The sequence below is a fragment of the Candidatus Neomarinimicrobiota bacterium genome (genome assembly GCA_036476315.1).
In the GTDB taxonomy this organism is placed as follows: domain Bacteria; phylum Fidelibacterota; class Marinisomatia; order Marinisomatales; family S15-B10; genus JAZGBI01.
Map to the genome: position 1 here is coordinate 1 of JAZGBI010000067.1, position 19147 is coordinate 19147.

11 protein-coding genes are annotated in these 19147 nt (G+C 50.8%); 10 read left to right on the forward strand and 1 reads right to left on the reverse strand.

What is annotated here, in order from left to right:
- The 10 genes from V3U24_06635 to V3U24_06680 all read left to right on the forward strand — a co-directional run.
- Positions 1-749: hypothetical protein (locus V3U24_06635; GenBank protein ID MEE9167119.1), on the forward strand; the 749-nt coding region annotated here is incomplete at its 5' end.
- A 131-nt stretch (positions 750-880) separates the two neighbouring features.
- Complete coding sequence (locus V3U24_06640; GenBank protein MEE9167120.1) at positions 881-4285, forward strand: VCBS repeat-containing protein; 3405 nt, start codon at positions 881-883, stop codon at positions 4283-4285.
- Positions 4282-5883, forward strand: a complete 1602-nt coding sequence (locus tag V3U24_06645) for a trehalase family glycosidase (GenBank protein MEE9167121.1) — start codon at positions 4282-4284, stop codon at positions 5881-5883. The genes V3U24_06640 and V3U24_06645 overlap by 4 nt, the downstream gene beginning before the upstream one ends.
- Positions 5884-6078: 195 nt before the next feature.
- Positions 6079-7689, forward strand: coding sequence for an alpha-amylase family glycosyl hydrolase (locus V3U24_06650; GenBank protein MEE9167122.1), 1611 nt, complete (start codon positions 6079-6081; stop codon positions 7687-7689).
- Positions 7690-7895: 206 nt separating this feature from the next.
- Positions 7896-9977, forward strand: a complete 2082-nt coding sequence (locus V3U24_06655; protein ID MEE9167123.1) for an alpha-amylase/4-alpha-glucanotransferase domain-containing protein — start codon at positions 7896-7898, stop codon at positions 9975-9977.
- 10 nt (positions 9978-9987) lie between these two features.
- Positions 9988-11655 (forward strand): alpha-glucan family phosphorylase, encoded by a 1668-nt coding sequence (gene glgP / locus V3U24_06660; GenBank protein ID MEE9167124.1) that lies wholly within the window; start codon positions 9988-9990, stop codon positions 11653-11655.
- Entirely contained in the window at positions 11655-13400 is a 1746-nt protein-coding gene (locus V3U24_06665) for a 1,4-alpha-glucan branching protein domain-containing protein (protein MEE9167125.1), read from the forward strand. Before glgP ends, V3U24_06665 begins: the two co-directional genes overlap by 1 nt.
- Positions 13401-13416: 16 nt before the next feature.
- Positions 13417-14871 (forward strand): glycogen synthase, encoded by a 1455-nt coding sequence (locus V3U24_06670; protein MEE9167126.1) that lies wholly within the window; start codon positions 13417-13419, stop codon positions 14869-14871.
- Complete coding sequence (locus V3U24_06675) at positions 14868-16112, forward strand: sugar phosphate nucleotidyltransferase (protein MEE9167127.1); 1245 nt, start codon at positions 14868-14870, stop codon at positions 16110-16112. Before V3U24_06670 ends, V3U24_06675 begins: the two co-directional genes overlap by 4 nt.
- Before the next feature lie 38 nt (positions 16113-16150).
- Positions 16151-17959 (forward strand): sodium:solute symporter family protein, encoded by a 1809-nt coding sequence (locus V3U24_06680; GenBank protein MEE9167128.1) that lies wholly within the window; start codon positions 16151-16153, stop codon positions 17957-17959.
- A 312-nt stretch (positions 17960-18271) separates the two neighbouring features.
- Here the strand turns inward: V3U24_06680 and V3U24_06685 are convergent.
- Positions 18272-19147 (reverse strand): pullulanase (locus V3U24_06685; protein MEE9167129.1); only part of this gene is annotated, 876 nt, incomplete at its 5' end.

Sequence of the window (19147 nt, forward strand, 5' to 3'; positions counted from 1 at the left end):
ATGAACAAGGAAACTGGAAGACGATTATACAGAATCTTGGTTTTCCCAAAGGTAAGAATAAGACCCTGGTGGTGGATCTCAGCGACAAACTGCTCCGGGGCGGGAGGGACAGTCGGATCCGCATCAAAACCAATATGCAAATCTACTGGGATCATGTTTTCTACGCGACGGCACTGTCCGGCATCATGCTACGGAGCGTTGAACTGGAGCCCGTGGCGGCTGATCTTCACTACCGCGGGTTCTCTGAGGTGAGCAGGGACAGTCCATACAGCCCACACATCCCGGACTACCAGACCGCTACGACGGCACCCAAATGGAGAGACTTGACCGGTTTCTACACGAGATACGGTGACGTTCTTCCACTTCTTCTGGATTCAGACAGCAAGTACGTGACCATGAATGCCGGTGATGAGCTGACCATCGAATTCGACGCCACCCAGGTCTCCGATCCTCCCCCGGGCTGGACCAGGGACTTTGTCTTCTACAACGATGGCTGGCTCAAGGATGGCGATCTCAACACGGCTCACGGGCAGACGGTTGAACCGTTACCGTTCCATGGAATGTCCTCTTATCCATACGGTCCGGATGAAGCATATCCGAAAGATAGGGAGCACGAATACTATCTTGAAACATACAACACCAGAGAAGTAACCACCGAGGAGTTCAAACGATACATTTTCAATTATGGTGATGAATCTGCTGTGGAAGGACAAATTCCAAAACCCAAGCACCAAATTTCAAATAAATAACAAGCACCAAATTCCAAACACGTGAAAGATGCTGTTCATAAGACAGACAAAACCTTGAACAGTTTGGTCATTGGGATTTGTAATTTGAAATTTGTTTGTTATTTGGAGCTTGTAATTTGGACTTTCAGAAAATGAAGTCTCTCTCCATCCTGATCTGGATAGTTGTCTTTCTTATCCACTATTCCTGCCAGCGGGCCCAGCCCATGTTCAAGAAGCTTTCCCCTCGAGAAACCAGTATCACTTTCGAAAACACAATTGAAGAAAAACCTCTCTTCAACGGCGTCAATTATCTGTACTTCTACGATGGGGGAGGGGTGGCCCTCGGCGACGTGAACAACGACGGTCTGGCTGATATTTATTTTACCGCAAATATGAAGCCCAATCGCCTCTACCTGAATAGGGGAGATTTCAGATTTGAGGACGTTACGGAAACGGCTGGCGTGGGAGGAGGGACTGATGGATGGACAACGGGCGCAACCATGGCCGATGTGAACGGGGATGGATTTCTGGATATATATGTGTGCCGCTCGAATTATCTGGACAAGAAAGGGGCGAATCAGCTCTACATAAACAAAGGTCCCGATTCTTTCGGATTTACCGAGAGAAGTGCCGAATATGGCCTGGATCATAGAGGGCTGTCAAGACAGGCTGCATTCTTCGATTACGATCTCGATGACGACCTGGATATGTATCTACTCAATCACTCGGTGCACTCTAAAGGGACCTACGGCGATACGAGCTTGAGAAGAATCAGGGACTATGAAGCCGGGGATAAACTGTACAGAAATGAGAACGGTCACTTCAAGGACGTTACTCAAGAAGCGGGGATTTACGAGAGCAAGCTCGGGTACGGACTGGGTGTGGCTATCGGTGACATCAATCGGGACGGGTATCCGGACATTTATGTATCGAACGATTTCCATGAGAATGACTATCTCTACTATAACGAAGGAAACGGGACGTTTATCGAAGCGCTGACGCATTCCATTGCGCACACAAGCAGTGCCTCCATGGGAAATGATTTGGCGGATTTCAACAATGACGGCCTGCTGGATATTGTGGTACTGGATATGCTCCCTGAGAAAGAGGAAATCCGTAAGTCGTCAGTCAGTGCTGATCCGTACGATATTTATGACGTGAAGATACGATTCGGATACTATCACCAGCTGCGCAGGAACACACTCCAGCTGAACAGAGGGCCTGTCGTCAGCTCCGAAACTTCGGAATCGGATGTCGTTTACCATCTGTTCAGTGAAATCGGTCAACTGGCGGACATTCATGCTACTGACTGGAGCTGGGCCCCCCTGTTTGTTGACTTGGACAATGACGGTTTCAAAGATCTGTTTGTGAGCAACGGAATTTTGCGGAGGCCCAATGATCTGGATTATCTCAGCTATCTTGGGCAGGATGAGGTCCGTATGTTACTAGGCGGAGGAACTGCCCGGCAAACGCCCCTCCCCATAGAAGAAGATATTCTGACTGAGATACTCCGGCACATGCCCAGCGTTCCTGAGGCTAATTACGCCTTTCATTCTCAAGGAGATCTTACTTTTATGAATCGTGCTGGTGAATGGGGGCTTGGTGATCCAGGCTTTTCGACTGGAGCGGCGTACGCCGACTTCGATAATGATGGTGCCATGGACCTGGTGGTGAATAATGTCAATTCTCCGGCCGCTATCTATCGAAACCTCCTCTATCAAGACATAAAGGACTCCTTGAACCATCCAAACTACCTAAGAGTGAAACTGGGCGGTCAGGGGGAAAATAAGTTCGGAATCGGAGCCAAGGTCATTGTCCATTCCGGAGAGAAACTGTTTTTTCAGGAGTTAATGCCTACCAGAGGGTTTCAATCATCCGTGGAACCGGTGCTGAATTTCGGACTGGGAAAAGTCGAACGTCTTGATTCCCTGGAAATTATCTGGGCTAATGGTGAATACCGGGTTGTCAGAAATCTCGCAGTAAATCAGACAGTCACACTGGATCAGGCTGAGGCCACAGTTTTTTACTCCTATCCATCTTTTGTGAACAGTGAGCCGGTCTTTCGTGACATCACAGATGAAGTGGACCTCGAATATTCCCACAGAGAAAACACGTTCATTGAATATAACCGGGAACCGTTCATCCCCCACTTTCTATCCACGGCGGGCCCCGCACTGGCGGTGGAAGACATCAACGGCGACGGGTTGGAGGATGTGTACCTTGGAGGGGCGAAGCATCAGGCTGGTAGTATCTATCTTCAGGACCGGGAGGGGAGATTTGAATCCGTGGCAGATTCCATATTCATCAAGGACAATTGGAGTGAAGATGTGGATGCCGCCTTCTTCGATGCTGACGGAGATGGGATCCCCGACCTTTACGTGGTGAGCGGGGGTAATGAGTTCTTCGGAAAGATGAATCCATCCAAGGACCGCCTCTATTTCGGATCCGGTGAGGGTCGATTTCGAAAACCAGATCCCGTACAGGCGGGACTTGAAATCTTTGCAAACGGCGCCTGCGTGGAGCCAGCTGATTTTGATAACGACGGAGATATAGATCTGTTCGTGGGTAGCCGCTCGGTTCCCAGGGAGTATGGAACGACTCCCGAAAGCCATCTGCTCATTAATGATGGAGACGGAAATTTCACCAATGGGACCTCGACTCATGCACCGGAACTAGTGGACGTCGGGATGGTGACCGACGCCGTGTGGGTCGATTTGAACAATGACTCCTACCGGGATCTCATTGTAGTGGGTGAGTGGATGCCTGTAACCGTGTTCCTTAATCAGAACGGAGAGCTAGTGAATGTCACGCAAGAATATGGCCTCCAAAACAGTTACGGGTGGTGGAATACAGTGGCTGCGGGAGATTTCAACTACGACGGCCATACTGATCTTGTTGTTGGGAATCTCGGTCTGAATTCCGGTCTCAAAGCCACCCAGGATGAACCGGTGCAGCTGTTTATCAACGATTTTTCAGGAAACGGTCGGCCGGATCAGATTCTCACTTATTACTTTAAGGAACAGGCCTATCCTATTGCCTCTCGCGATCTTATGCTATCCAATATCCCCTCCTTGCAGGCCCAGTACCCTTCCAATGCAGATTATGCCGGACAGTCCATCCAGGATATCTTCTCCATTGAGCAGCTGAGCGATGTCACAGTTCTCAAAGCTACTGAATTCGCTTCGGTCCTGCTTTTGAACAGTGGAGACGAAGCATTCAACATGATGCAACTACCGGCTGAGGCCCAGTTTTCACCCGTATATTCCATTTTGATTGAGGATTTTGATGGGGACGGGTTCCGGGATGTTCTGCTGAGTGGTAATTTTTACGGCGCACGGCCAGACCAGGGAAGATACGATGCCAGTTATGGATGTTTACTTCTTGGTCTGGGCACAGGAGCATTCGCTCCGGCCAACCTTCAAGAAAGTGGTTTCGTAGTCACAGGAGAAGTTCGTCATGTTGAAGTCGTGAGGACAGCTTCAGGAGAGAAACGGATCCTGGCCGCACGCAACAATGACACGGTAGTGATTTTCGACCAAGTGGAGGTGGCCCGATGAAAAGCGTCATACTGCATTGTTTGCTTGTCGTGATCGCACTGTCTATTCACAGTAAGTCAATCGCTCAAACTCAGGGAAAGTACTTCGCAAAAAAACACTACATACCCGAGCCGATTCCCTCTTTCGAAGCAAGGAAGAATGAACTTCCCAGTCCCGTCCTCGATAGTCATCCTGAATGGATTGACATGTATTGGAAGTGCTGGGAAATTGCCTTCAAAGGATTCAAGAGTCCGCCGGAGGGTTCCCCTCTGGTCTCCAATTGGCTGGACGAAGCTTTCAGTCCCAACATTTTTCAGTGGGATACCATCTTCATGATCATGTTTGCCCGCTATGGCCACGATATCTTTCCCGCGATACAGTCTCTGGACAACTTCTACTGCCTTCAGCGGGAAAGCGGCTACATATGCCGCGAGTTCCGGGAGAAGGACGGGAGAATGATCCATTACGATGAGGGGGATCTTTTTCATCCCATGGGATGGAAGAACACCATCAATCCTCCACTCTTCAGTTGGGCAGAAGTGGAATCCTTCAGAATCACCGGTGACAAGTCCCGTTTTGAACTCGTGCTGCCGGCGCTCGATAAATACGCGCAGTGGCTCGACAACGATGGTGACCCCGACGCCGAAAACTGGGAAGAAAACGGTCGGCGCTCCATGACCGCAGAACATAAGCTCTACTGGAATACACCGCTGGGAAGCGGCATGGACAATACGCCTCGCCCTGCTGAAAAAGGTAGTGGTTGGGTCGAAATGTCGTCTCAGATGGTCATTATGTACAACAATCTGGCCGTCATAGCCGAGGAATTGGGGGATGGTGCGAAAGCCGGTGAGTATCGTTCGAAGGCCCAAGAAATCGGTGACCGGGTCAATCGCTGGTGCTGGAATGAGGAAGACGGCCTCTACTACGATGTTCGTGAAGACGGATCACAATTCGGGAAGAAGACATCCGGCTGTTTCTGGCCGCTCCTCGCCAATATTTCATCCCGGGACCAGGCGGCACGCCTGGTGGAACATCTGAAGAATCCGGAGGAATTCTGGCGCCCAATTGTATTTCCCACGCTTTCAGCCGACGAAGAGGAGTACAGGCCGGACGGAGGGTATTGGTTGGGTAGCGTATGGGCGCCCACAAATGTGATGATTGTCAAAGGACTTGAAAACTACGGGTATGAAGATTTTGCCACGGAGGCAACTGAAAATTATTTAACTGGCATGGCAGAAGTTTTCGAGAAAACCGGAACCGTTTGGGAGAATTACGCACCCGAGTCATTTCAGCCCGGTGAACCCTCGAAGGCCGATTTTGTCGGCTGGACTGGATCCGGTCCAATCGCCCTGCTGATTGAAAATATTCTGGGCCTGCGCCCGGACGGAGTACGCAATCAGCTGACCTGGCATCTCAAACGAATCGACAGACATGGAATCGAGAATCTCAGGGTGGGTGACGTTAAGGTGAGGGTTATCTCGGAGAAGCGAGACAGCAAAAGTTCCCCGGCACGCCTGAATGTAACGTGCGACAAAGCGTTCAGTTTGACCGTAGTTCATCCCAGTGGAACGAAGACCTTCGCGCTTAAAGCTGGCGATCACTCTCTGGAAATAGAGTAGAGCCAGCCCCCATTATTCGGGATAGAACCACAGAGAGCACAGAGTAAAGAAATAAGTTTAGATAAGAAAAAGAACATTGGATAAGTAGTTGAAAAACGAGATTGGGAAGGAGGGGTCATAAGTCATTAAATTTCAAGTTATTGTACTTTGTGTTCTTGGCGTTCTTCGTGGCTCAAAGATAAGCCACTTGGAAAAATGAGTCACGAATTTATCTGGTGGAAGCACGGTGTCTTCTACCAGATATACCCGCGGAGTTTCATGGACAGCGATGGGGACGGTGTTGGTGACCTGCAGGGCATCATCGACCGGCTTGATTATCTCACCGGACTGGGTGTCGACGCCGTCTGGATTTCACCCATCTTTGCTTCTCCGATGGTTGACTACGGTTATGATGTTTCAGACCACACAGCCATTCATCCCTCGTTCGGAGATATGGAGACGTTTGACCGACTCCTGTCGGCAGCCCATGAACGAAATATCCGTATTGTGTTGGACTTCGTACCTAATCACACTTCCCGTCAACATCCGTGGTTCGTCGAATCCCGGAAAGGCCAACATAACCGAAAGCGAGATTGGTACATATGGAAGGAGGCTCAACCGGACGGTAGCCCCCCGAACAATTGGGAAGCGTTCACTGGAGAGTCCGCCTGGGAATGGGATGAAGAGACAGAACAATACTACCTACATCTTTTCTTCAAAGAACAACCCGACCTCAACTGGCGCAATCCGGAGGTGGTTGAGGCGATGCACGATGTGCTTCGCTTTTGGCTCGACAGGGGTGTGGACGGATTTCGAATGGACGCTGTAGTCTGCTGCGCCAAGGACTCCGGCTTGACCGATAATCCACCCATAGGGGATAACAGTCCTTTCAGATCAGCAGGCCTGAAGCAGGAACCGGTCTATACGATGAATCAACCCGGGATCCACGACATATTGCGCCGGTTTCGTGGCCTGCTCGACAGTTATGGAGATGAGCGAGTCATGATTGGTGAAACGTTTGTATTTGAGCCCACCGAACTGGCCAAGTACTATGGGAAGAACCTGGATGAATTTCAAATTCCTTTCAACTTCATTACCATGATGACGTCCTGGAGAGCAGGCGAGATGAAGCAAAGCATCACCGCATACTATGATGCGCTCCCCCAGGGAGCAACACCCAATTTCGTATTCGGCAACCATGATGAGCATCGACTTGCCACTCGCTTCGGTCCGGATAATCTCCGTTCGGCGGCTATGCTGCTGTTGACCTTATGGGGTATTCCGATGATGTATTACGCGGACGAGCTGGGTATGGAGAACGTAGACATTCCTCCGGAACGGAGGTTGGACCCTTTGGGCAAACAGAAACCCAATCTGGACCTGGGCCGCGATCCCGAACGTACACCCATGCAGTGGGATGCCTCCCCTAACGCGGGCTTTTCATCCCCGAGGGCAAGTCCTTGGCTGCCCGTTGCTGAGAATTATAAGGAAGTCAACGTTTCCCGTCAGCAACGTGACCCATCGTCGACGCTTAATTTCTACAAAAGTTTGCTGAGGTTGCGTCGTGAAATGCCGGCTCTACATCGAGGGGATTTTACCCTTTTTGAGGAGATGCCAGGGGAGATAATGGCCTATGTCCGGAGTGCGGAACGGAAAAGAGTGCTTGTGGTTGTCAATTTCGGAGCTAGTGGACGTACTCTGGATCTGTCATCTCTCAACGATTCTGGCGAACTGCTGCTCTCCTCAGAATTCAGAAAACCTGGCAGGGTGGTTCTTTCTGAACTGGCTCTGAATCCTCACGAGAGTTTGCTGATACTGCTATCGTAAAGGGGACACCTGGTATCTCATATGGCATTAAAGGATGGATCCGAAGCAAGAACGCAGGCAGATAATCACACCCACACCATAAGAGTTCTAATGAAACGCCATACCAGAGTGAGACCATGGTTTCGTTTCTTGACCGTCTTCCAGAAACCGCCGTGCACGCCACGAATAACCTGGAAACTTCTCACAATCCCTGAGATCATGCTGCATTGAAATCCGTCCAGTTCATCTTCGGCGTTCACAATCACCAACCCGTGGGCAATTTCGACTTCGTCTTTGAAGAAGCGTACGAGAAAAGCTACAGACCGTTTGTGGACGTATTGGAAGATCATTCGTCACTCTCCACAGTGCTCCATTTTAGCGGGTGTCTCATTGAGTGGATAGAAGATCATCACCCAGGCTTTCTTGACCGGGTGGCAAAACTCGTGGAACGGGGCAATACGGAACTCCTGTCGGGGGGTTTCTATGAGCCTATTCTGTCCGTTGTTCCTGATCATGACAAGGTGGGTCAAATCCAGAAAATGAATGATTATCTCACGACGCGGTTCGATTACACACCCACTGGCATCTGGCTCACGGAACGTGTGTGGGAGCCGCACCTGGCAAAACCCATTCGGGAAGCTGGAATTGAATATACGACGATAGATGACTTCCATTTTCTGGCCAGCGGGAAGACGCTCACCGACCTCACAGGGTATTTCACGACTGAGGAACAGGGACACAGCCTTGCCGTATTTCCCATACACCGGAAACTCCGGTATGCCATGCCTTTTGAGGATCCCAAGGATACGATAGAGTATCTCAGAACCTTTGCCACCGAGGAAGGAGATCGGCTCATTGTCATGGCTGACGACGGTGAAAAATTCGGACTCTGGCCCGGCACCTTCGAACGGTGTTACGGACAGGAGAACTGGCTGGAGGAGTTCTTCACGATTCTTGAAGAGAATCAAGAATGGCTGAAAACCACGACGTTCAAGGAATACCATCTGAATCATCCACCGTCGGGACGCATCTACCTTCCCAGCACAAGCTATTTTGAGATGAATGAGTGGACGCTTCCCGCGCGAGGCGGGAAGGAGTTTTCGGAACTTCTTGACCAATTCCGGGATCAGGACAGTCTTGAACGGGTTCGACCTTTCCTCAGAGGTGGGACATGGCGAAATTTTCTTGCCATCTACGATGAATCGAACTGGATGCAGAAGCGAACGACGGAGGTATCCCATCGAGTTGCTTCGGACCGTTCACTCACGGACGGGAAGCGGAAGGAAGCTCAGGACGAGGTGTGGAAGAGTCAGTGTAACTGCGCCTACTGGCACGGGGTATTCGGAGGACTTTACCTGCCTCATCTTCGTCACGCCGTTTATGAGCATCTCATATCCGCCGAAAAACTGCTTGAGGACAACAGCGTAATAGATTTCACGCCCGGCGACATCGATGGGGACGGGGCGGTGGAATACCGTCTTCGTTCTGAAACGCTTAACCTGATCGCAAGTGAACGTGGGGGAACGATTCGCGAATTTGACTATTTGCCCAGAAATTTTAATCTATTGAATACGTTGCGTCGCCACCCCGAAAGCTACCACGCGAAGGTCAAGACGGCACGTGTTGGAAAATCTAAGAGTGGGACAATCCATCGGTCCATGCCTGCAAAGGAGCCGGGTCTCGGAAGTCTTCTTCAATACGATCCTTGGCCCCGGGAGATGTTGATTGATCACTTTGTCCCGGCGGGCACGCGTGCTGCGGCGATGAAAAAAAATGCACCTGAAAGGGGAGATTTCCCCACCGCCATCTACAGTTCCGAATTTGACGGGACGTTAAGCTTAACTCGTGACGGAAAGGCATTTGGCAGGAGAGTTGGAATTCAGAAGAGACTGTCGCTGAATGAGTCAGAGGTGAAGATAGAGATTTCCGTTGCGAACCATGACGAAAAGAATCTTCCCGGTCTCTATGCCTGTGAATTAAATTTTGCCATGCTTGGTGGACACACTCCTGATCGCTACTATGAAATCAACGGTAAACCGGCTCAGCGGAGGTTTCTGGATACCACCTCCGGGGAGTTCGGTGTCAGGTCCATTGGGGTGGTAAGCGAAGATGACGGTTTCCGGGCTCTGGTGTTTTTTACCCGCCCCACTAGCTTGTTGCGTTTCCCGGTAGAAACGGTATCCATGTCTGAAGCGGGGCTCGAGCGAATCTATCAGAGTTCGGTTATCTTACCCTATTGGAAATTGGGTCTTCGTCCGGGCGAATCGGCAAACCCACAGTTCGTGATACGGCTGGAGCCGCTGGAATAGGTCAACATTAATGAAATTTGGCCCCTACAAAATCGCCTATTTCAGCGCCGAAATGGGCTTGACGTCAAGCCTGCCTACCTACAGTGGAGGATTGGGCATTCTGGCCGGTGATCAGATTAAGGCCGCTGCCGACGTTGAACTTCCTCTTTGTGCCGTCACCCTTCTGTACAAGGAGGGATATTGCCGGCAGCGGGTTGACGAAGAGGGAGTGCAGACCGAAACCTACCCGAGATTTGATCCCGATCCACTCCTTGAAAAACTGCCGGTGAAATTCACCCTTTTATTGAGGAATCGAAACGTATGGATACAGGCCTGGCTGTACGTTCATAGGGGACTCACGGGGCACGAAGTGCCCATTTTCCTTCTCGACTCGGACGTGGAGGAAAATGATCCTGAGGACAGGGTCATCACGCTTCGCCTCTACTCCGGAGACAAGAATCATCGCATCCTTCAAGAAGCCATTCTGGGCCTCGGGGGGATAAGACTGCTCGAGGACCTTGGAATCGCGGACGTTGATACCTTCCACATGAACGAAGGACATTGTTCTCTTCTTACCCTGGCGCTGCACAGGAAATTCAATGGCGATGAGGATGAAGTTCGCAGACGGTGTGTCTTCACCACTCACACGTCCATGCCGGCTGGTCATGATCATTACTCCGTAGAGCGGTGCAATTCCCTTCTGGGTAGTCTGATCCCAGACAATCTTCCCCTTCCGGAAATGGTAAAGAACGGTCGCCTTCACATGACAGAATTGGGGCTTTACTTCAGCCGTGCCGCCAACGGCGTTTCGACTTTGCACGGCAAAGTAGCCCGGGGAATGTTTCCCCAATTCAAAATAGATCACATCACGAATGGAGTTTACCACGTCGGATGGATCGGTAAGGTTTTCCGCGAGTTATTTGACGAGAGGCTGCCAGGCTGGCGGGAAAATCCTCAGCTATTGAAAGGGATTGATAGTATTCCCGGTGAGGAATTGGAATTGGCCCACGATTCGCACAAACGCTTCCTTCTCGGATACACGAATTCTCAAACCCAAAAGGCCTTGTCCATGGACACTCTCACCCTCGGTTTTGCGAGACGCGCCGCTCAGTACAAACGGGCCCGCCTTATTTTTCATGATCTCGACAGATTGATCGATCTCGGACAGGGAAAAATTCAGATCATTTTCGCGGGCAAGGCTCATCCCAAAGATGGGCATGGAAAGGAGATCATTCAAGAGATTATCCATAACGCCAATCGACTTTTCGGGAAGGTAAAGGTGACTTTTCTCGAAAACTACAATATGTGGCTTGGCAGACTTATTACTTCGGGTGTAGACGTGTGGCTGAACACTCCGGTAAGGCCGAAAGAGGCTTGTGGAACCAGTGGTATGAAAGCGGCTCTGAACGGGATACCCAACCTTTCCATCCTCGACGGGTGGTGGACGGAGGCTTGCAAGGATGGCGTTAACGGTTGGGCCCTGGGTAATGGAAATGACTCCGATGACCACGAAGACGCGAACCAACTGTACAATGTGCTGGAAGAACGGGTTATCCCTGCATTCTACGACGATCGAACCTTATGGATTTCAATGATGCGACAGTCCATCAAATCGGCCATCCATTTCACCGCATACCGAATGATCCGCGAATACCGCTCCAAACTGTACGATTTGACAGGTGAGAACCAGCCCGGATAATGAAAAGGGGTTCCTTCACATTTGTACTTCACTGCCACCTTCCGTACGTCATCAATCACGGGCAGTGGCCTCACGGTACGGACTGGCTGTATGAAGCGGCGGTGGAAACCTATATTCCCCTCTTGAGGGAATTGAGAGCGGTAACGGAAGAGGGAATTCAGCCCGCCGTAACCCTGAATATCACGCCTGTTCTAATGGAGCAGCTTGCGCATCCCAGGTTCAAAGAAGGACTCAAGACCTATCTCCAGGAGAAAATTGAGGCGGCCGATTTTGACCTGACGCATTTTACTGAACTGAAACAACCTCATCTTGCCGACCTGGCGTCGCTGTGGGTTCGCTTCTACTCAGAGATCAAAGAGTCTTTTGCCGAGTTGGGCGGAGATATTCTCGCGGGGTTCAATGAGTTATCCCAAGGACGCTCCGGGGCGAAGCTGGAAATCATGACAAGTGGGGCCACACACGGCTATTTTCCACTCCTTGGAACTGATGAGTCCATTATCGCTCAGGTGGCGACTGGTGTCCGGACATTTAAAAAGCACATGGGATACAGACCCCGTGGGTTCTGGTTGCCCGAATGTGCTTACCGGCCGGCGTACGAATGGTCACCACCACCTGGAACAGTCGTCCATCGAGAAGGAGATCACCGCTTGAGGCTCGGGATCGAGGAAATCCTGTTCGACAACGATCTGGAATATTTTATCGTGGACAAACATCTCATAATGGGCGGTATGAACCAGGGTATCTATGTGGACCGTTTCAGTCCCTTGAAATCCCTCTGGTCAAATTTTTCCAGAGGCTGGAATCCACCGCCGGAGATCGAGAATCGATCACTTCTCAGACCGTACCTGGTTTCGTCCACAGGGACCGAACGGGCGGTGGCCGTGTTCGGCCGCCACGAGGAGTCTGCCCTGCAAGTGTGGTCCGCAGAATGGGGATATCCGGGGAATCCCGCCTATCTGGAGTTCCACAAGAAGCATTTCCCCAGCGGCCTCAAGTACTGGAGAGTGACGGGGAATGATGTCAACCTCGGAGACAAAGATTTCTATGAGCCGGATTGGGTTGAGGCGGCTCTTGAGGAACAGGCTGAGCACTACGTAGATCTGATCGGGAGACACCTGGATGATCACAGGGAATCATCCGGTGAAACGGGAATGCTCACCGCGCCATTTGATGCCGAATTGTTTGGCCACTGGTGGTTTGAAGGGCCCAAATGGCTTGGGAAAATCCTTCGGAAATTGCCCGAGAAGGGAATCTCACCAACTACCTGTGGCAATTACCTGGATGCTCACCCTCCGCGGGAGGTTATCAGTCTTCCTGAAGGATCCTGGGGGAAGGGAGGGTTTCACTATATCTGGCTCAACGAATCGACCGAGTGGACCTGGAAGGAGATTTATGCGCGGGAAGAGAGATTCCGGGAACTTGTTGACAAATGGAAAGGCGATATTGAACCTGTGATGCAGCGGCTTCTGAAGCAGATGGCCAGGGAACTCCTCTTGCTGGAAGCGTCTGACTGGCAATTTCTCATATCCACGTGGTCGGCGAAAGACTACGCCGAAGATCGGGTAGCCGTTCATGCCCAGAGATTTGATGAACTGGACGCCATTCTGAACACGTATCAATCTGAAGGAATGGTCTCAGATTATTCCCTGCATAACTTAAGTTTCCTGGAGAATGAAGATTCTCTTTTCGATGAGATCGATATCAGCAAGTGGGGTCACACGGGGAGAGATGAAGCGTCATCCTGACGTTCACTAACACTCAATGAGAGTCCTTTTCGCGGTCGCGGAAGTTACCCCTTTCTCGAAAGCTGGAGGCCTCGCGGATGTCGCCGGGGCTCTCCCTGCGGAACTGGCCCGAATGGGGCTCAAAATGGTTGTAATATCTCCACTATATTCTCTTGTCAGGGAGCGAGGCACGGGACTGAATTTTGCAGGGATATCGGGTACTGTCCTCATGGGAAAACGCTCGTACGGCTACAAGGTTCACCGAGTATCAACGGTGGAAGAGGTTACCCTGGATTATCTTTTTGTTCAGAACAGTGAATTCTATGATCGTCCAGGCATTTACGCCCAGCCTGACGGAACTGGTTTTGCCGACAGTAATGCCCGATTCTTCTTCTTTCAAAGAGTCCTTGTCGATCTGATCGGCAAAGGCGATCTCGACCCGGAAATTGTACATCTTAACGATCACCACACAGCCCTTCTTCCACTGCTCCTGGCCAATCGAGGGATACGAGCGCGCACTCTTCTAACGGTACATAACTTCGAGTATCAGGGTTCTTTCTCACCGAAAGAACTGTCGTTATTGGAAGAAAGAGACAGAAGCCAAATCAGGCGGCTATACCCCCGTCGTCCCGGAGAATCATACAATGCTCTGGAAATAGGTCTCCGCCAGGCCCACCGGGTAAATACGGTGAGTCCAAGTCATGCCAGTGAACTCTTGAAGACGGAAGGACATTCCTTCGGACTCTTCAACGTACTGACCTCCATCAAGTCGAGATTCTCGGGAATATTGAACGGCGCTGATTATTCCATTTGGAATCCGAGCTTGGATCCCTACCTGGATATCCGTTATGACGTCGATAGTCTTGACGGAAAGACAAGGAACAAGAGCAAACTTCTTAAGGAATGTGGGCTGCCGGATCGTCTTGACGACCCGTTGATGGGATCCGTTTCACGGCTCGTGGAGAGCAAGGGATTTCATCTCGTCCTGGGCATTGCCGAGAAACTCATCCAGTGGGACATCAGGATGGTGTTCCTGGGTACAGGGGACGAGATAATCAAAGAAAGACTGGAAGCACTGGCAAACCGCTATCCGGGTCATGTAGCATTTCATCACGGCTTCGATGAAGATCTGGCTCATCAGATCGAAGCTGGCGCCGACATGTTCATGATGCCGTCGGAATTCGAGCCCTGTGGACTTAATCAGATTTACAGCCTGCGATACGGAACCATCCCAATTGTTCACGAAACGGGGGGACTGGCGGACACGGTCGACAACTGGAATGGTTCAAAAGGGAACGGATTTGTCTTCAAGCGCTATACCGAAAGGGCCTTCCTGCGAGCCGTCGGGAAAGCGATCAAGGCTTATAGGCAGCCTTCAGTCTGGAGGAGAATCATGAGAAATGCTATGAAGGAGGATTTCTCGTGGTTTCGTGCAGCTATGCACTACCGGGAATTGTATTCGGTCCTCCTGTCGGAGGAAGGTGATTCTTGAACGTCACCTCACGAGTTGACGCAATCGTTCTCGGGGGAGGCCGGGGAGCAAGGCTCTGGCCCCTGACTCGAGAACGGGCAAAACCTGCTGTACAGATTGGCGGGAAACACCGGCTTATTGACATTCCATTGAGTAATTGCATCAATTCGAATATCAAACACATCCGTATTCTCACTCAGTTTAATACCGCTTCCCTCCATCGGCACATCTTTCAAACGTACACGTTCGACATTTTTTCCCGGGGAAATATTGAACTCCTTGCGGCCCAACAGACTCTGGAGAATGCCACATGGTTCCAGGGAACTGCCGATGCAGTACGTTCCTACTGGGAACGCTTTGTGAATCTACCCACCACACATTTCATCATTCTTGCTGGAGATCATCTGTACAGAATGGATTATCGCGAGTTTTTCCAGGCACATCTGGACGCCGGAGCCGACGTAACCATTGCCTTGAAAGCAGTCCTAGCCGAGAATTCCTCGGAATTTGGCATTGCTAAATGTGATAGTTCTGCTAGAGTAATTGACTTTCTGGAAAAACCGGCGTCCACTGCGTTGGCAGATGTTTCTACAGAGGGGTGGGTCACCGATGAACACGCCCTTGCTTCCATGGGAATATACATCTTCAACAAGGATGTGCTCAACGACGCCCTGAAGATGGACGGAGATGACTTCGGGAGAGAAATTATCCCTGCAGTTGTCAAGAAATATGACACTTTCGGGTATCAGTTTCACGATTATTGGGTGGACATTGGCACAATTGGGGCATTCTACGAGGCCAACATGGACTTGGCGGGACCAGCTCCCGAATTCGAATTCTACAGTGCCCGCGATCCCATCTACACCCGCCCCAGGTTTCTGCCCGGAAGCCGTGTTTCCAACGCCAAGATTGTTGATTCCGTGGTGAGTGAAGGTTGCATTGTGGGGAAATCCGAAATCCGTCATTCCATTCTCGGTATGCGATCCATTGTGGGCAATGGTGTGTCTCTGGATGGCGTCTATGCGATGGGGGCTGACTTCTATGAATCGGAAATTGGCGGTAAGACGTATCCAGGAGTGGGTATAGGGGACAACTCGATCTTGCGGAAGACCATTCTCGACAAGAATGTCAAAATAGGCAAGAATGTGGTACTGGAGAACAGGGCAAATGCTCAGAAAGAGGATGGGGATTTCTACTCCATACGGGAGGGAATTATCGTAATTCCCAAAGATACGGTCATTCCTGACGGAACTATCGTGTGAAATGATACACCTGGGAGGACAAGTCTGAGAAGCGAACCGTGCATGTCATCGACTATGTCATAGTTGCGGTTTACCTGGGTGGGATTGTGTTGGTGGGACTTCTGCTGCAGAGGAAGGCGTCCCGGGACATTGACTCCTACTTTCTTGGAAACCGGAATCTTCCCTGGTGGGTGCTGGGAGCGTCGGGGATGGCCTCGAACACGGATGTGGCGGGGACCATGATCAACACCGCCTTCATTTACGCCCTCGGAACAAAGGGCTTTTTCATCGAGATTCGAGGAGGCGTCACACTGATCATGGCGTTTCTCATGATCTTCATGGGAAAATGGAATCGCCGGGCACAGGTCATGACTCTCGCCCAGTGGATGCATTTCCGGTTTGGCACGGGAAGAGAGGGTAATCTCGCCCGAATTATTATGGCACTGGCCATGATTGTTTTAACCATCGCCCTGGTCACCTATTTCGCCATTGGAGCGGGGAAATTCGTGGGAGAATTCATGGGAATCGATCCACGAGTTGCTGCTTTGCTGATGATAGTTCTGGCCATGATCTACACCGTTGCAAGCGGTCTGTACGGAGTTGTATGGACCGATGTGGTGCAGGGTGTGCTCATATTTGTAACCATTATTTTTGTCTGCGCGACGGCCATGAAGAAGGCTGTGATTCCCGAAGAATTCTATGTTTCCGTTCCCCTGGGGGATGGCCAGTTTCAAGCCATCAAGACAACCCTGGCCGAATGGACGAGGATACTGCCTCCTCTGGAAATGGACATGCCCGGGGAATATTCTATCTACAACCTCTTCGGAATTGCGATAATGTTCTATCTGTTCAAAGTTGTACTCGAGGGGAGTGGTGGCACAGGAGGCTATATGATCCAGCGTTACTTTGCCGCCCGCAGCGATCGTGAGGCAGGTCTCCTTTCGCTTTTCTGGACGTCTCTTCTTTCATTCCGCTGGCCTTTTATTGCTGCATTTGCCCTCCTGGGCGTCTATTACGGCACTACCACAGAGGTCATTGCCGATCCCGAACTGGTGCTCCCCACGGTGATCGCGAACTTTATTCCCACAGGTATGAAGGGTCTTCTTGTGGCCGGCCTGATGGCAGCCGCCATGTCCACGTTTGACTCCACCGTCAATGCCGGTGCTGCCTACTGGGTGAAAGACCTGTATCAGACGTACGTGAATCCTGATGCATCCGAAAAGACTCTAATGAGGCATAGCCGCTGGGCTTCCATTATTATTGTGGTGTTGGGCTTGTTGTTCAGCTACACCATTTCCAATATCAATGAAATATGGGGGTGGATTACCATGGGGATCGGCGCGGGACTGTTCATTCCTCAACTGATGCGTTGGTATTGGTGGCGGTTCAACGGCTACGGCTTTTCGTGGGGAGTAGGGGCGGGTATGGTCTCCGCCGTCATCACGAAATTGACGGCCGCTCAGATTCCCGAATATGTCTCCTTTTTGATCTCCGGAGGCGCATCCCTGGTGGGGTGCATTCTGGGGACCTACCTCACCCAGCCCACCGAGAGGAAGACTCTGGAGAACTTCTATCGGACTACCAGACCGTTCGGGTTCTGGGGAGCGATCCGAAAGATCTTCCCTGATGAAGTTCAGTCAGAGATCGACAGGGAGAACCGGAGAGACATCCTCTCGATTTTCATGGCGGTTCCCTGGCAGATCGTCCTTTTTCTGTTTGGAATGATGATCATTCTGCAGCGGTGGATGAATGTAGTTGTTCTGTTTGTTGTCCTTTTGCTGCTCTCGGTGGGACTCTACTTTAGTTGGTTCAGATATCTGTCCTCCGAAGTCAAACTGGAGCACAAAACCACGGGAGATGAAAACTAACCTCAATTATCCACAGGATCTTGAGATCCACAGGATCTTCCAAAGGATCTTGAGATGAGATTCACCACGAAGCCACACCTGCCAGCCTGCCCCCGAAGAATGAGGGCTGGCAGGCCCGCCCTCCCGACGAGGAGGAAGCAGGCGGGAAGGTCACAGAGAAGTAAAATTACCATAGCTTTAGAGAAATATGACGTGTCTAGAGTACTCTCACAAATAAATATGGATTGTCATAAGATCTTCAATATCCAATTAATATACTCTCTATTCACCCTGTCCCGATCAAGTCGGGATGTGGCTAATGAATATTTCAGGCTAATTGAGTCTTCGCAATACCATTCCGGCTTTGGGTGGGATCCGAATCTTACCGTTGACCTGAGCCTTTCCATCCAGATCCACTGATTCAGCATCCACCAGTACCTCCCACATGCCTTCAGGAAGCTCAATTTCCAGCTCCCTCCCTGGGGATCCGTTCATGAGAACCGCGAATGTGTTCTTCAGAACGTAGGCGACTGCTACCTGTCTTCCCACATGGAGAAAACTGAAATCATCCGGACACGAGCGGCGGAATTCTGAGTAGGTGTTTCGCAACGCAATTAGTCCCCGGTAATACTCCACCAGGTCGCGATTCAGCTCCTTGTGATCCCAGTTGAGCCAGTTTGTTTCGTTGTCTTTTTCGTATGAATTATGATCGATATATCCCACTCTTGGATCGGGGGCATCTGTCTTAGCGATAACCTTGCTCCGTCCCCAGCTCTGCCCTTCATGCACCATAACGGCACCCTGGCTCGTGAACAGAAAAATGGCGGCCAATTTGTTGAGTGCCAACTGATCTCCCCTTACTCTTGCGTGCTCTGTCAGGTTCTGAATGGCACGATTCTCATCCACGTCCCGGAGGCCGATCCGAATGAAATCTCCCAACGTGTGATCGTCGTGAGATTCCAGATAATTCACGTTGTGGGCTACTTCCTGGTACTGGCCGCCGTATTCTCTCAGCGAACCCATGACAAACCTCGCCAATCTGTCTCCGTCACTCCCATCCTCCCATCTGCCGAAAATAAAACCAAGACCATCCCTAGAATTTTTCCCCTTAACACCGTTTCGAAAATGATCGTTCCAGGATGACCACCCAATATCGGAGAATCTCTCCGGATCGTAGCCGCCACCCCACGGCTCAGCTATGATCATGAC